15 protein-coding genes are annotated in these 16575 nt (G+C 35.0%); all 15 read left to right on the top strand.

From position 1 onward, the window contains the following. Window positions 1-24 precede the first annotated feature (24 nt). The 15 genes from sufC (at window position 25) to BST83_RS09325 (ending at window position 16541) form a co-directional block, all read left to right on the top strand. Window positions 25-777, top strand: a complete 753-nt coding sequence (gene sufC, locus BST83_RS09405; protein ID WP_104809563.1) for a Fe-S cluster assembly ATPase SufC — start codon at window positions 25-27, stop codon at window positions 775-777. Window positions 778-794: 17 nt separating this feature from the next. Continuing rightward, window positions 795-2096: a Fe-S cluster assembly protein SufD gene (gene sufD / locus BST83_RS09400; protein ID WP_104809562.1), complete on the top strand. Its 1302-nt coding sequence runs from the start codon at window positions 795-797 to the stop codon at window positions 2094-2096. Between the two features lie 210 nt (window positions 2097-2306). Beyond that, window positions 2307-2735, top strand: coding sequence for a SufE family protein (locus BST83_RS09395; protein ID WP_104809561.1), 429 nt, complete (start codon window positions 2307-2309; stop codon window positions 2733-2735). A 4-nt stretch (window positions 2736-2739) separates the two neighbouring features. Beyond that, on the top strand, window positions 2740-3066 hold the full coding sequence (locus BST83_RS09390) for an iron-sulfur cluster assembly protein (protein WP_104809560.1): 327 nt from the start codon (window positions 2740-2742) through the stop codon (window positions 3064-3066). Window position 3067: 1 nt separating this feature from the next. Then, window positions 3068-3583 (top strand): DUF2480 family protein, encoded by a 516-nt coding sequence (locus BST83_RS09385; RefSeq protein ID WP_104809559.1) that lies wholly within the window; start codon window positions 3068-3070, stop codon window positions 3581-3583. 439 nt (window positions 3584-4022) lie between these two features. Then, window positions 4023-5969: an aconitate hydratase gene (locus tag BST83_RS09380; RefSeq protein ID WP_104809558.1), complete on the top strand. Its 1947-nt coding sequence runs from the start codon at window positions 4023-4025 to the stop codon at window positions 5967-5969. 68 nt (window positions 5970-6037) lie between these two features. Beyond that, entirely contained in the window at window positions 6038-6985 is a 948-nt protein-coding gene (locus tag BST83_RS09375) for a WD40 repeat domain-containing protein (protein WP_104809557.1), read from the top strand. 19 nt (window positions 6986-7004) lie between these two features. Beyond that, window positions 7005-8102 carry an Mrp/NBP35 family ATP-binding protein gene (locus BST83_RS09370; protein WP_104809556.1) on the top strand — a complete coding sequence of 366 codons (1098 nt, stop codon included), beginning with the start codon at window positions 7005-7007 and terminating at the stop codon, window positions 8100-8102. Window positions 8103-8293: 191 nt separating this feature from the next. Further along, a complete protein-coding gene (locus BST83_RS09365) occupies window positions 8294-8704 on the top strand; it encodes a BrxA/BrxB family bacilliredoxin (RefSeq protein ID WP_104809555.1) in 411 nt (136 codons plus the stop codon). A gap of 18 nt (window positions 8705-8722) precedes the next feature. After that, complete coding sequence (locus tag BST83_RS09360; RefSeq protein ID WP_104809554.1) at window positions 8723-9238, top strand: ABC transporter ATPase; 516 nt, start codon at window positions 8723-8725, stop codon at window positions 9236-9238. A gap of 210 nt (window positions 9239-9448) precedes the next feature. Beyond that, a complete protein-coding gene (locus BST83_RS09355; RefSeq protein ID WP_104809553.1) occupies window positions 9449-9781 on the top strand; it encodes a tetratricopeptide repeat protein in 333 nt (110 codons plus the stop codon). A 76-nt stretch (window positions 9782-9857) separates the two neighbouring features. Next, window positions 9858-10832, top strand: coding sequence for a PSP1 domain-containing protein (locus BST83_RS09350; protein ID WP_104809552.1), 975 nt, complete (start codon window positions 9858-9860; stop codon window positions 10830-10832). A 685-nt stretch (window positions 10833-11517) separates the two neighbouring features. Then, window positions 11518-12507, top strand: a complete 990-nt coding sequence (lplA, locus tag BST83_RS09345; protein ID WP_104810834.1) for a lipoate--protein ligase — start codon at window positions 11518-11520, stop codon at window positions 12505-12507. Window positions 12508-13789: 1282 nt separating this feature from the next. Next, complete coding sequence (locus BST83_RS20135) at window positions 13790-16162, top strand: PAS domain-containing protein (RefSeq protein WP_205853570.1); 2373 nt, start codon at window positions 13790-13792, stop codon at window positions 16160-16162. Continuing rightward, the gene (locus BST83_RS09325) at window positions 16155-16541 is read left to right on the top strand and encodes a response regulator (protein WP_104809551.1); all 387 of its coding nucleotides are present in this window, start codon (window positions 16155-16157) and stop codon (window positions 16539-16541) included. The genes BST83_RS20135 and BST83_RS09325 overlap by 8 nt, the downstream gene beginning before the upstream one ends. Window positions 16542-16575: the final 34 nt, after the last annotated feature.

Raw genomic sequence — 16575 nt, 5'->3', positions numbered from 1 at the left:
AAGTAAACAATCAAAATTTAAAAAATGTTATCAATAAAAAATCTACATGCGTCAATTGACGGAAAAGAAATTCTGAAGGGAATTAATTTAGAAATAAAAGTGGGAGAAGTACACGCTATTATGGGCCCTAATGGTTCGGGAAAAAGCACATTGGCAGCTGTTCTTGCAGGACGCTCGGAATATGACGTTACAGAAGGCGAAATAATCTATAACGGTAAAAACTTATTAGAACTAGAGGCGGAAGACAGAGCTAGAGAAGGGGTTTTTCTTGCGTTTCAATATCCTGTTGAAATTCCAGGGGTGAGTAATATTAATTTTTTAAAAACAGCTATTGGCGAAATTCTTGCTTACAAAGGTTTAGAGCCTATAAAAGCAAAAGATTTTTTAATGATGCTGAAAGAAAAACAAGAGTTAGTTGAGATAGACCGAGCACTTGTTAGACGCTCTATAAACGAAGGTTTTAGCGGTGGTGAGAAAAAGCGAAATGAGATATTTCAGATGGCAATGCTAGAACCCAAACTTTCCATTCTAGATGAAACCGATAGTGGGCTTGATATTGATGCGTTGCGCATTGTTGCCAACGGAGTAAATAAATTAAAATCGGAAGAAAACGCAACGATTATTATCACACATTATCAACGGTTGTTGGATTATATTATACCCGATTTTGTTCACATATTATACAACGGAAAAATTGTAAAATCAGGATTAAAAGAATTGGCATTAGAGCTGGAAGAAAAAGGATACGATTTTATTAAAGAGGAAGTAGAAGCCTAATTTATTTAACAAACAAAATGGAAACAGTTATTAATACTAGAACGATAAAAGATAAATTAATTTTTGAATTTGAGAACTCTAAATTATTTTTATTTGGCAGTACACAACTTCGTGATAATGCTATGGAAAGCTTTTACAAACAGGGCATTCCAACACGAAATCATGAAGAGTATAAATATATCCGTATGGATTTGATGCTGAAAGGGGAATTTGATTTCTCTACAAATAAAAATTGCAGTGATGCGCAAATTGAGCCCCTGAAATTTTTAAAAGATGCTTATGTTGTAGTTATCGAGAACGGTGTTTTTGTTGAAGGATCATCAAACGTGCAGAACCTTCCAAAAGGCTTAACAATATGTAGTTTAGTTGATGCAGAAAAAAGCAATTCACCTGTTTTTGAAAAACATTATGCACAATACGCAGATGTAAAAACGGATCCATTCATTGCGTTAAATACAGCAATGACTAAAGACGGTGCATTTATTCATATTGCAAAAAACGTAATAATTGAAAAACCGATACATGTCATTCACATTTCAACAACCTCGGTAAACACCATTATTCATCCGCGAAATTTAATCGTTATAGATGAAAATGCGCAAGCAAAAATTATCGAATCCTTTGAAACGGTTTCTGCTACGGCAAAAACAGTTAGCAACGCGCTAACAGAAATTGTAGTAGATAAGGACGCTATTGTTGATCACTATAAAATTCAGGATGAAAAGGAGTTGGGGTATTTAGTGAATACTACACAGGTAATTCAACAAAGACAAAGTGTGTTTTCCACTCATACCTATACGTTGAGTGGTTCGTTGGTTCGTAATAATTTAACAGTAGTGTTAGATGATGAACATATTGAATCGCACTTAAACGGATTGTATTTAACGGCAGGGAATCAAGTTGTAGACAACCATACTGTGGTAGATCACCGAAAGCCAAATTGCAACAGTAACGAGCTTTATAAAGGTATTATTGAAGGGAAATCTACAGCAACCTTCAATGGAAAAATATTTGTAAGAAAAGATGCACAAAAAACAAATGCGTTTCAATCAAACAAAAATATTTTATTGAGTCTAGCAGGAACAATCAATACAAAACCGCAATTAGAAATTTATGCCGATGACGTAAAATGTTCACATGGATCAACAACAGGTAAGTTAGATGAAGCAAAAATATTTTATCTACGCGCACGCGGTGTAGGTTTGGTAAATGCTAAGAAATTATTAATGCATGCATTTGCTTCGGAAGTTGTTAATACAATAAAAATAAAAGCTCTACGCGAATATGTTGAAGAAAAAATTTCCAAAACATTTGAATAATAAAAATAGAAACAAGCACAAAATATAATATTCTCAATATTCAAAAACTCCGACGGGATTTACCTATACTTTCCAAAAAAGTCAATAGCAAATCCCTTGTGTATTTGGATAGTGGGGCAACAGCCTAAACAAGTAACTGATGCTTTACAATACGAAAGAAGAAATTGATGTGCTGGTCAATGGCATATAGAAAGCAATTAAAATGTTAAGATGAGAATAGCCGATATTGAAAATGAAATAATAGAAGAGTTTGAGTTATTCGGTGACGACTGGGAAGGCAAGTATGAGCATTTGATTGATTTGGGGAATCATTTACCATTGATTGACAAGCAACACAAAACCGATGACAGATTAATAAAGGGCTGTCAGAGCAGAGTGTGGTTACACTCAGAATTGTATGACGAAAAAGTTGTTTTTACAGCCGACAGCGATGCAATTATAACGAAAGGAATTGTAGCAATTCTAATTCGTGTATTTTCTGGTCAAACTCCAGAAGAAATCTTGCAAGCTGATTTGAAATTTATTGATGATATTGGCTTAAAAGAATACTTATCACCAACTAGAGCAAATGGTTTAGTGAGTATGATTAAACAAATTAAAATGTATGCGATTGCTTTAAATTTATCACAAAATTCTTAAAATCATGTCAGAACAAACTATGGATATTGAAAAACTAGGCGAAAAAATTGTGCGCGTTTTGAAAACAATTTATGATCCAGAAATACCTGTTGATATTTACGAACTTGGTTTGATTTACGATGTGTTTGTAAATGAAGATTACGAGGTTAAAATATTAATGACTCTAACGTCTCCTAATTGTCCCGTAGCCGAATCATTGCCTCAAGAAGTCAATGAAAAAGTAAAGTCACTTAATCAGGTTAAAGATTCAGAAATAGAGCTAACTTTTGATCCGCCTTGGTCGAAAGATTTAATGAGCGAAGAGGCACAACTCGAATTAGGACTTATGTAAGATGGAAAAAGAAATAATTAATAGAGTCGCAAAAAGTGGTATCATTACCATCAACCTTGAAGAGTTTTACCCTCAGGGAAACCGTGTATTGTTTGATATAAAAGAGCACTTATTTCAAGGTTTAATATTGAAAGAAAAAGATTTCCGTGAGTTTATAAAAAATGAAGATTGGAGTGCATACACAGATAAATACGTTGCACTTATTTGTTCTGAAGATGCTATTGTTCCTACCTGGGCGTATATGTTATTGGCAACAAACTTAGCCCCTTTTGTAAAAAAAGTGGTGTTTGGTGATTTAGAAACACTTGAAACAGTTTTGTATAATGAGATACTAAATAAACTAAATATCAATGCTTATAAAGATGTCCGTATCGTTATAAAAGGTTGTGGCGATTTGCCTGTGCCTAAAGCGGCTTATGTTGAAATTACCAGACTTTTACGCCCTGTTGCAAAAAGTATTATGTACGGCGAAGCATGTTCAATGGTTCCTTTATACAAGCAGCCCAAAAAAAATTAAGTTTAGCGAAAAGAATAGGAAAAATAGAATACGAGTATCATGTAAACAAAACAGATAATCATCGATAACCGCCTAATAATTAAAATAAAGTTGGATTACAAAGCAACAATAACTGTCAGAAATATGGCCGTTTATAAAGTATATAAATATAAATATAAATATCCCGAAGCTATAGTAGTTGAATAAATGGTTTGAATAAAAAAACCATAAAACGGAAAATACAAACGTTATTGCAACTGGACTTGCAAACCATCTAATATTGGTATAAGAACGTATTGAGATGTGGAAAGAAGAGGACAGTTTATAAACAAAAGATCAAAAATTTTCCCTCTACCGATGCGGACATTCACAGAATAAACCGTGTTGCGATGGTTAGCATGAAAGTAATAACCTGCTGAATTACACAAGTAAAAAAGTGTCGGCGTAAATTTTATAAGCAATGAAACTACAAAACGTAAGTCAAAAATTGATTAGTTCTCATCTTATTTCTGGTGAGATGAATCCCGGAAGTGAAATCGGATTGAAAATTGATCAGGTATTATTACAAGATGCCACAGGTACATTGGTCATGCTGGAATTGGAAGCATTTAATTTAAATAAAATAAAACCAGAGGTCGCGGTACAATATGTAGATCATAATCTGCTTCAAACGGATTATAAGAATATGGATGATCATCTATTTCTACAGTCGGCAGCTGCACGATTTGGATACTGGTTCAGCAGATCAGGAAACGGAATTAGCCATGTAGTGCACATGGAGCGGTTTGGTAGACCGGGTAAAACGCTATTGGGTTCAGACAGCCATACTCCTGCCGGAGGAGGTATTGGAATGCTTGCAATCGGCACAGGAGGATTGGATGTAGCGATGGCTTCAGCAGGTGAACCGTATTTTGTTAAAATGCCAAAAGTGATGGGTATCAAACTCATTGGGAAGTTGCCCGATTGGGTAAGTGCTAAAGATATAATTTTAGAAATGCTTCGCAGGTATGATGTGACAGGAGGGCGTGGATATATCTTAGAATATTATGGACCTGGTCTGAAATCTCTGAGCGCATGGGATCGTCATGTTATCGCTAATATGGGTACAGAAACAGGAGCTACAACTTCGGTATTTCCTTCAGATGAAATCACTCATGAATTTCTTAGACAAGAAGGAAGGGAAGACGAGTGGATAAAATTGGAAGCCGATGAGGGAGCAACGTATGATCTTACTATTGAAATAGACCTAGCTACACTAGAACCTTTAATTGCACTTCCTGGCAGTCCAGGAAATGTTGTTCCAGTAAGAGAAGTTAGCGGATTAAAAATACAACAAGTTGTTATTGGCTCTTCTGCAAATCCCGGATTACGTGATTTTTGGATTGCCTCTCAAATTGTCAAAGGTCAAGTTGTTTCTCCTGATGTTTCTTTAGATATCAATCCTTCCTCTCGCCAAGTCTTAGAAAATTTAACAGAAATGGGTGCACTTGGACCGTTGATTGCTGCTGGCGCGCGCCTTCATCAATCGGGTTGTATGGGGTGTATTGGTATGGGACAGGCTCCTGCTACCAATACGATTAGTATCCGAACGATGCCACGCAATTTTCCGGGACGTTCAGGGACACTTGATGACCAAGTATACCTATGCAGTCCAGAAACGGCTATAGCTGCTGCGATTACTGGGAAAATAACAGATCCACGAGACCTCGAGTCTGTAATGAATTTTAGGTATCCAAAATGGGCAGCCCCAACACAAATCAAGATAAATAAAAAGCTGTTGATTGCTCCAAGTGAAATATCTCCGGAATTGGTGAAGGGACCAAACATTAAAACCCTTCCTGATTTTGAAGAACTTCCAGATGAACTGGAAATCCCTATCCTACTAAAAATGGGAGATGACATCTCAACAGATGGCATACTAAAAGCAGGTGCTGATGTTCTGCCTTTACGTTCAAATATTCCAGAGCTTAGTAAATATGCATATTATGCCATTGACCAAAGTTTCTATGAGCGCGCCATTCAAAACCAAAAAACACATACAGGATTTTGCATTATAGCAGGCGAAAATTACGCACAAGGCTCAAGTAGAGAGCACGCTGCACTATCTCCTCGGTATCTTGGACAAAAGTTTGCCATTGCCAAATCTTATGCTCGTATCGGTTGGCAGAACTTGATCAATTTTGGTATAATTCCTTTCGAATTCAAAAATACAAGCGACTGGGACAAACTGGAACAAGATGATGTTTTACGGATAGAAGGTCTGAGGATAGCCGTTAAAAACAGAGATTCAGTAACAGCATTTGTAGTTGGAAAAAATATTAAAATTCCACTTACTTACAATATCAGTGAGAGACAAGTTGAACATATCTTAAAAGGTGGCGTTATTAATTTTGTAAAGCAAAAATAATTTTTCGGCACAGTATTGTTAAATGAGACTTCTAAACATTAGATCTTTTTAGGAGAACGATAAAATAAATGGAAACAATGAAAGAACCGAGTATTGATGTAAAACATATCGCAACACTTACCGGACATAGTGGTTGTGTATATGCAATGGACACAGGTTTCTCTGAGCAAACTATTTTTACAGGGGGCAGTGATCGATATATTGCATTGTGGAATTTAGAAACATTACAAGCTGAAAAATTTTCAGCAGCTTTGCCCGCACCTATTTATACCATTTGTCACATTCCTGAAAAAAATATTTTACTCGCGGGAACAACTACCGGTGCCATTCATATTCTTGATTTAAATAAAAAAGAAGAAATCAAAATACTACAGCATCACAGAGGACCTGTTTTTGATATAAAATATTCATTAAAAACCAATTGCTTTTATACAGCTGGTGGCGATGGTAACTTTGCAGTATGTGACCTTGATACTTTGTCATTGCTTAAAATGAAAAAACTATCACAAAATAAAGTCCGCAGTATTGATTTTAATGACGCAACTTCAGAGGTTGCTGTTGCTTTAGGTGATTCCAATATTCTCATATTTGACCTGCATACATTGGAATATAAAAAAGATTTTATTGCACATCAACTTACAGAAAAAGCTGTGGGAGCAAATATTGTGCGATACAGCCCCGATGGTAAATTGCTTTTAACAGGAGGAAGAGACGCGCATTTAAAGATTTGGAAAGTAGGAGATTATGAATTAGTAAAATCAATTCCTGCCCATAACTGGGCTATTTATGATATCGTATTTAATCCTGATGCAACTTTATTTGCAACTGCCAGCCGTGATAAAACCGTCAAAATTTGGGATGCAAAAACGCACCAAATTTTAAAACGCATCACAAAAGAAAATTTTGAAGCACATACGCATTCTGTAAACAAATTAATTTGGAGTACGTATCATAACTATTTAGTTTCCGTAGGGGATGATAAAATGGTAATGATTAGGGAAGTTAATAGAAAATAACATATAAAAAGATGCCGAAATGAATATAACGAAGGAACAAGTTTTAGAAGCTTTAAAGAATGTAGAAGACCCTGATTTGAAAAAAGATTTGGTAACATTGGGTATGATAAAGGACTTAGAAGTAATTGGTAAAAATGTAGATTTTACCGTAGTGCTTACAACGCCTGCCTGCCCAATGAAAGAAATGATTCACAAGGCTTGTGTAAATGCAGTCTTGCATTATATAGATGAGGAAGCTATTGTAAATGTGAAAATGTCTTCTAATGTAACGGCACGTAAAAATAGTGGACCAATGTTGCCAAACGTAAAAAACATTATTGGGGTAGCATCTGGCAAAGGCGGTGTAGGGAAATCAACAGTGGCTTCCAACTTAGCTTTAGCTTTGGTGAAGTTAGGTGCATCGGTTGGTTTGGTTGATGCCGATATTTATGGTCCCTCACAAACTATTATGTTTGATGTAATGGATGCAACGCCTATGAGTAAAGAGATTGACGGTGTAAGTAAAATGATGCCCATAGAAAGTTTTGGTGTCAAATTATTATCTATCGGATTTTTTGTTGATACTGCCCAAGCCCTTGTATGGCGTGGGCCAATGGCATCAAAAGCGGTTGTTCAATTGTTTCAGGAAGCACATTGGGGGGAATTAGATTATATGATTATTGATTTACCTCCCGGAACCGGCGACATTCATTTATCGTTAGTTGGTGCCGTTCCTTTGAATGGAGTTGTAATTGTAAGCACTCCTCAATTTGTGGCTTTGGCAGATGCAAAAAAAGGAGTTGGAATGTTTCAGTTACCGTCAATAAATGTACCTGTTTTAGGCATTGTAGAAAACATGTCTTATTTCAGTCCGCCAGACGAGCCTGAGAAGCGATATTACATTTTTGGTAAGGACGGAGCGAAAAAACTTGCAGAAGAATTAGAAGTTCCATTATTAGGTGAAATACCACTGGTACAAAGTATCTGCGAAGCTGGTGATTCGGGAAAACCAGCTGTATTGGATTACAATACACCGCAAGCTACTGCCTATATGGAAATGGCGCGTAAGGTAGCACAACAAGTGTCAATACAAAATGCAAAAGAACCAATAGTTAAGGTGGCAGATGTTAAATGGTAAAATATCAAAATGGCGCTTGTTATTTCGCAAAAATCCAATTAACGGACTTATAAAATATAACTTGTATTCCGTTTTTAATATCGGGTCGAGCGAATTACTTATAAATACGAGTAAAAATAAAAAATTATATAGAGTTTATTAGGGTTCTCTTTAAAACCTTGAATTTTATTTTAATTCTTAAATAATACACCATGTATCCAGAACAATTAGTAATGCCAATGAAGGAAGAACTTACCTCTGTTGGTTTTGAAGACCTACAAAAGGCAACGGAAGTAGATGCTGCCGTTAACTCAAAAGGCACCGTGTTAGTAGTTGTTAATTCAGTTTGCGGGTGTGCTGCTGGTGCAGCACGTCCAGGAGTAAAACTTTCATTGCACGCAACTAAGCGCCCTAACCGTATTACAACTGTTTTTGCTGGCTTTGATAGCGAAGCCACTGAACAGGCGCGTAAACATTTTCTGCCTTTTCCTCCGTCATCCCCTTGTATAGGCTTATTCAAAGATGGAAAATTAGTCCATTTTGTAGAACGCCATCATATTGAAGGAAGGTCAGGAGAGCTAATTGCCGAGAACCTAAAGGCCGCTTATGAGGCTTATTGTTAATACAAAAAGGCGATATAAATGATAACCTTTAAAGAGATGCCATTGCACTCACGGGTATGGGTGTACCAATCGATCCGTGAGTTTTCTAAAAATGAAATTACGCAACTCAGAAATAAAACAGAAGGTTTTCTTTCTGAGTGGACTTCGCACGGGAAAACGATGAATGCTTGTATTGAAATCTTTCACAATCGTTTTATTATAGTATGTGTAGATGAAAAAACGACTTCAGCCAGCGGATGCGGAATTGACAAGTCAGTTAAATTCATTCAGCAGTTGGAATCCGACTTCGGCGGAAACACTTCTCTCCTTGATAGAATGAATGTTGCTTACAGAAAGAATATCCACCTGAATAACGAAGTCGGGCAGGGAGAAATTATTTCATGTCCTATTTCTGAGCTCAAAAATGCACTCACATTTCCAGAAATACAAAAAGGGATAACTGTATTTAATAACCTCGTAAATACTAAAGCAGCGTTTGAGCAAAATTGGGAAGTGCCCTTGGAAAAAAGTTGGCAATATGAAAAATACATATAAACATTTAAAAAACAGAATTGCTGTTAGAGGTCGTTTTTCTGGTTTGTAATTCATTTAAAATAAGGATATAAATGATTTCAATGTATTGCTTTTAGATAGATTAAAGCAGTATTAATTTCAACTGTTATCTTATCAGGTTGCTATCGCTCAATTAGAGCCATTCAATATTTTATTCCATTTGGGAAAATAGTTCAGTAAAGAAACAAAATAATGAAAAGTAGGATTGAACAATTGCAAGAATTTTTAAATGAGGATAGCAACGACTCTTTTCTGAGATATGCGTTAGCACTTGAATATGTGAGGGTCGAGAAAAATGATACTGCGAGAGATTGCTTTTTGAAATTGATAAAGGATGATGAAAATTATATAGCGACTTACTATCAATTGGGAAAATTATATGAGTCGCTGAATGACACAGAAAAAGCAGGAGAAATTTATAAAAAGGGAATTAAGATTGCCCAAAAAAGTGAGAATAAAAAAACGCTGTTAGAATTACAGGAAGCTTATAATATGCTCACAGAAATTGATGAAGATGACTTTTAATTGCCACCTCTGTTTATTAAACAGATAAGTTTAGCGTTTTATTCACTCCCGAAAGGGACTAAAAATATAGGTAAATATGGATGATTATTCAACGGAAGGTTCTTCTGTTCTTAAGGGTTTCAAAAGTAATGGGTCGAGCTTTATGTATGGCAGCAGCCAATCAGATGTATATGACTGGATGTCAGATATTGTTATGCCTCCTGATTATAAAGTTTCCAAGATTATAGAGATTAAATTTAAAGGATCCCGCAAGGAATTCTATCTTAATCATCAAAACATATATTTTAAAAATGGAGAATTGGCTGTTGTTGAGGGTACTCTAGGAGGTTATGATGTTGGGCATGTTTCCTTAACAGGTGAGCTAGTTAATATGCAACTCAGGAAAAAAAATGTGCGTACAAAGGAAGTAGTTAAAAAAATCTATCGCAGAGCCACTCCTGGTGATATAACTAAATGGAAGCTTGGCAAAGAGATGGAATTGGATACTTTGTATAAAGCACGTGTTCTAACTAATGCACTTGGCTTATCTATGAAACTAACCGATGTAGATTATCAGGGCGATACATCTAAAGCCACATTTTATTATACCGCCAAAGGGCGTGTTGATTATCGGGAGTTAATTAAAGACTTGTCCAAAGCCTTTCATATACGCATTGAAATGCGTCAAATCGGAATACGTGAGGAAGCCTCTCGCATTGGCGATATTGGTCCTTGTGGAAGTTATATATGCTGTCATACTTGGTCTACTAATTTTAAAACTGATTCTCCTTTTGAGACCCGTTATCAAAACATTTCCAAGTCGGAAGGCCGCAAATTTCAGTGCTACATCAACGATGAGACATTGAATAAAGACGGTAGCATATTGGATGAATTGAAGGATAAAACTCGAAAAAATAGTAAATCTTTAGTAGCCAAGCCTCTTTTTTACACAAACGTTGTAGGCCAGGACAGCATAACTCGTTTTGATAATAAAGAAAAGAAAGGTAAAAAAAATAACAAGAAAAAAATAACCATAAACCTCAATAATAAATCTAACACATTAAAAAAATAATCATGTCACAACATAAAATTAATTTACTTTGGGAAAATGAGTCAGAAGATTTTTCTTATAAAAAGGTGTAATCGTGCGTAAAGTTCCTAATTATAAGGCGGTATTGTTATTAAGGAATCTGCTACTCCAAATATCTTGGTAAAAAGGAATTTATAAACCTTGAAGAGGCTTTTTTCGCTTCATTGGTAAGTTGCCAGATGCCCATCTTTTTTGCTTTTGCGGCAATGAAAAAATACATCATAGAAATTTATGAAGATAATGCGGTAGTTGTGCTAGAAAAAAATCAAGAATGACAATAACAAAACTTTTTTTGAGGCCAAAAATAACATTTATAGTAGATAGAATTATATATAAAACGATAATAAATGAAATGCATCACCGTGAACTTAAAGAATGTTTTATTGTAAACGCGGTTTTAACTGAGATAATTATTGAACGAGTATTTTGATTACATATATTGAGGTCAATATATAAATACGTATTTTAGAATCAATAAACAGGGTGTATAACGGAGATATGTAAAGGACATAATCTGCTTGAGTTTGCTGGCCAGTTTAAAATAGACGAAAAGAGTAAAGGGTCTCTAGCACAAATGTTGAGGCAAAAAGATTATAGAGCTGTAAATATTTTTCCAAAACGTATAACTTTAATTTTTTAACCCATCTTAAATTTTATTTTCATGCAGATGTTTTGTATAGATAATCAGAGTCTTGATCCTTATTTTAACCAAGCGGTAGAGGAGTACTTCCTCAAAAATTTTGATGATAACATTTTCATGCTGTGGCGGAATGACAACGCTATTATTGTAGGTAAACATCAAAATACGCTTGCCGAGATAAACGTAAACCATGTAAAACATCGTGGGATAAAGGTCGTAAGACGCCTTACAGGTGGTGGAGCTGTTTTTCACGATTTGGGAAACATTAACTATACCTTTATAATGGGTTATGGCGAGGAAGGGGCAAAAGTAGATTTTAAAAAATATAATCAGCCTATTATTGATGTTTTAGCGGGATTGGGAGTAAAGGCTCATTTTTCTGGAAGAAATGATATCCTGATTGATGACCAGAAGTTTTCTGGTAATGCTGAACACATCTATCATAAAAAACAAAGAGTATTGCACCATGGTACTTTACTTTATGCTTCTGAAATTCAGGATATATCGGATGCCTTGAATGTAAATCCTTTAAAGTTTGAAGGGAAAGCTCGAAAGTCGGTAAGGAGTAGGGTGACAAATATTTCTAGCCATTTAAAAGACGATATTGGCATAGACCAGTTTCGCCAAAAGGTGATGCGCCACATTACTGAAATGTACCCTGATGCTATTCCTTACCAATTAACGGTAAAGGATAAAGCCGCTATTCAAAAACTAGCGGATGAAAAGTACAGCACCTGGTCATGGAACTATGGCTACTCTCCCAAGTATAGTTTAAAGAAAGGAGTAAAAACCGATGGAGGTCATGTGGAGGTGCACCTAAATGTGTATAAAGGGGTAATTATTGAACTCGATATTTTTGGTGATTTCTTCGTGAACCGCGACATAGACGAAGTAAAACAAGCCTTGATAGGAGTGGAGCACCAAGAGGAGGCCGTATTAGAGAAATTAAAGGAAATTAAGAGCAGCGAGTACTTCGATAATATTTCTGAGGAGGAGTTGGTCGTGTTGTTTTTTTAACGGTGAGTGTTACTTAAAAATGTAAGGTTGCTGAGCAACCTTTTTTTGTATTCTACTCAATAATTAAGACCGTTGCAAAAAGCGAACTTAATTAATTTTACTTTTTAGGGTTCCCTTTTTTCAGCTAAAACATCGATTATGCTATTTTTTTTCTAATTTAATTGAATAAATGCCTTTTTTAGAGCTCATTTTCCCTTAATCTTTACAATTAGACACAAATATCCCAGGACTTCAATATGAATTGTAGCACATTGCCTCCATCAAATTTTGTGTATGCATTTTTTCATCCTTATATGCCAACAACAAACCTAATAAAATTTATTGAGTTATACGCTTAAGCAATTTTATAAAGTGCTTATTATTAGGTATTTATTTTTATTAGTTGCTGTTTCAAGGTGAATCTCTATAATAGTTTAGGTTTTTAAATACAAAACAATACCTCAATCAGCTGATTATCAGTAAAAAAACTAAGTGTATAACTCAAAAAATTTAATCATAATGTAAATAGTATTTTAGAGTTAGTCAGTTAGTTGCCGTTATTTTGTATTCTGTTTTCCAGATAATTAGAATCGACTTTTCTTTAAAAATAAATAAACAGATTAATTGAAGTCTGTAATTATGGATTAAAATTTATGTAAACACTTTTAAACCAAATGAAATATTAATTAAACTATATTGCCTAAGCGTATAACTCAGTAGTTTTTTATCAAAACCATTTAAGTAATCTTATTCTAACTTGCATGGAGACCAAAAAATAGACCAGCAACTGGTTTGAGTTGAAAATAAGATTTAGTTTACAATAATCATGTAATTTATTTATAAAATAATATAACATTTAAGCATATACTAACTAGTATTTTTGAATCCGAATATAAAATATAAATCATATCGTAGAAATAATGCAAATTTACCTGAACTTCTAATTTAGAAAATAGCTAGTTCAAATTATTTTTCGCCTTCTAAACGGCTAAAAAAATACTTTGAACGTTATAAATTAAACCTAAAAAAGGTCAACCTATATAAGTATAATACAGTTTTGTAATTGAAAAAAGAAGTGGGTATTTTGCAAAGACTTTTTGCATAATAAGTTGAATTCTTCAGTCTGTAAAAAAGTGATAAAATGTGAAGTAATCAAAAGAGAACTATTTGCATAGTTAAAACTAATAGCTTGGTTTTTTTCTTAACTTTATCATCTTCGAAAAAAAAACTATAATTGAGAAACATAAACAGTTGCACAATTAGTGCGTATATATAGAAGTTTAAATGATTAACGAACAATACTATGGAGATTAGTGGAAAAACTAAAAGAAAACTTCTAAGTGAGTTGCAGGAATTACGGAAAGAGAATAAGGCTTTAAAAGATGCAAGCGATGATAGGTATAAAAAACTTGAAGCATTCATTAATTCTGTAAAACAATCGTCTCAATATGCACGGAGCCTAATAGAGGTATCACTCGACCCACTTGTTACTATTTCGCCTGAAGGGAAAATTACCGATGTAAACCAAGCATCAACAAAAGTAACTGGAGTGTCTAGAAATAAATTAATTGGCACTGATTTTTCGGATTACTTTACCGAACCAGATAAAGCCCGAGAAGCATATAAGCAGGTCTTTGAAAAAGGATTTGTTGCCGATTATCCACTTACGGTTTGTCATAAAAACGGAAAATTAACCGACGTATCATACAACGCATCCATTTATAAAGATGATAAAGGGAATGTTTTAGGTGTGTTTGCCGCGGCAAGAGATGTTACCGCATTAAAACAATCGTCTCAATATGCACGGAGCCTAATAGAGGTATCACTCGACCCACTTGTTACTATTTCGCCTGAAGGGAAAATTACCGATGTAAACCAAGCATCAACAAAAGTAACTGGAGTGTCTAGAAATAAATTAATTGGCACTGATTTTTCGGATTACTTTACCGAACCAGATAAAGCCCGAGAAGCATATAAGCAGGTCTTTGAAAAAGGATTTGTTGCCGATTATCCACTTACGGTTTGTCATAAAAACGGAAAATTAACCGACGTATCATACAACGCATCCATTTATAAAGATGATAAAGGGAATGTTTTAGGTGTGTTTGCCGCGGCAAGAGATGTTACCGCATTAAAACAATCGTCTCAATATGCACGGAGCCTAATAGAGGTATCACTCGACCCACTTGTTACTATTTCGCCTGAAGGGAAAATTACCGATGTAAACCAAGCATCAACAAAAGTAACTGGAGTGTCTAGAAATAAATTAATTGGCACTGATTTTTCGGATTACTTTACCGAACCAGATAAAGCCCGAGAAGCATATAAGCAGGTCTTTGAAAAAGGATTTGTTGCCGATTATCCACTTACGGTTTGTCATAAAAACGGAAAATTAACCGACGTATCATACAACGCATCCATTTATAAAGATGATAAAGGGAATGTTTTAGGTGTGTTTGCCGCGGCAAGAGATGTTACCGCATTAAAACAATCGTCTCAATATGCACGGAGCCTAATAGAGGTATCACTCGACCCACTTGTTACTATTTCGCCTGAAGGGAAAATTACCGATGTAAACCAAGCATCAACAAAAGTAACTGGAGTGTCTAGAAATAAATTAATTGGCACTGATTTTTCGGATTACTTTACCGAACCAGATAAAGCCCGAGAAGCATATAAGCAGGTCTTTGAAAAAGGATTTGTTGCCGATTATCCACTTACGGTTTGTCATAAAAACGGAAAATTAACCGACGTATCATACAACGCATCCATTTATAAAGACGATAAAGGGAAGGTTTTAGGCGTGTTTGCCGCCGCAAGAGATATTACCTCGGAAAAAACCAAAAAGTTAATTATTGCTAACAAAGAGCTGCTCTTTCAATTCGAAGAAAAGAGAAAACATGCAGAAGAGTTGCTTATAGCCAAAGAACAAGCGGAAGAAAGTGACCGTTTAAAATCTGCCTTCTTGTCTAACATGTCACACGAGATTCGTACGCCTATGAATGGCATTCTTGGTTTTTCAGACTTACTTAAAACACCTAATCTTTCCGGGAAAGAGCAAAAGCAGTACATTAACATTATCGAGAAAAGTGGTAAACGAATGCTTAATATTTTGAATGACATAGTGAGTGTTTCGAAAATTGAATCTGGGCTTATGGAGGTGAATATTCAGGAGGCAAATATTAATAACCAAATGGATTTTGTTTTTTCCTTCTTTAAGCCAGAGGTTGAAGAAAAAGGATTGCATTTTTTAATAAAAAAACCCTTGGTAGAAAAAGAGGCTATTATTCAATCAGACCCTGAAAAAATATATGGTATTATGACCAATCTTGTTAAAAATGCTCTTAAATTCACAAAGGAAGGAACTATAGAATTGGGATACACATTAAGGAATGTAAGTGGTCTTTCAGAATTGCTATTTTACGTAAAAGATTCAGGAATAGGGATACCCAACGACAGACAATTACCAATCTTTGACCGTTTTATACAAGCTGATATTGCGAGTAAAATGGCTTATCAGGGAGCAGGTTTAGGCTTGTCTATTTCTAAAGCCTATGTAGAGCTTCTTGGTGGAAATATTTGGGTAGAAAGCGAAGAAGGAAAAGGTTCTGTATTCTATTTCACACTGCCGTACCTGACGAACCCTAAGGAAAAAGAACTTATAGAAAATGATTAAAAACCCTAAAGTCTCTGGTTTAAAAATATTAATTGCGGAAGATGATGAAGTGTCTGCAATGCTTTTAACAATCAACGTTAAAGAATTCCAAGAACAAGTATTTAGAGCAAAAACAGGTATTGAAGCCATAGATATTTGCTACAAGAATCCTGATATTGATTTAATCTTGATGGATATTCAGATGCCAGGCTTAAATGGAGATGAAGCAGCCCGAAAAATTCGAGAATTTAACAAAGACGTTATTATAATTGCACAGACAGGTATAGCATTACCTACTAACAAAGAAAAACTAATTGAAGCAGGCTGCAACAACTACTTGGCTAAACCAGTTAATAGATTAGAATTAGTCACTTTAATAGAAAGCTATTTCAAAAAGTAGCTATAAATTTATTATATCGTGTAGTTTAATGAAA

The sequence above is a fragment of the Polaribacter filamentus genome (genome assembly GCF_002943715.1).
Classification (GTDB): Bacteria; Bacteroidota; Bacteroidia; order Flavobacteriales; family Flavobacteriaceae; genus Polaribacter; species Polaribacter filamentus.
The sequence above is the reverse complement of the archived record's forward strand: the minus strand, read 5'-3'. Positions and strand labels throughout refer to the sequence as shown.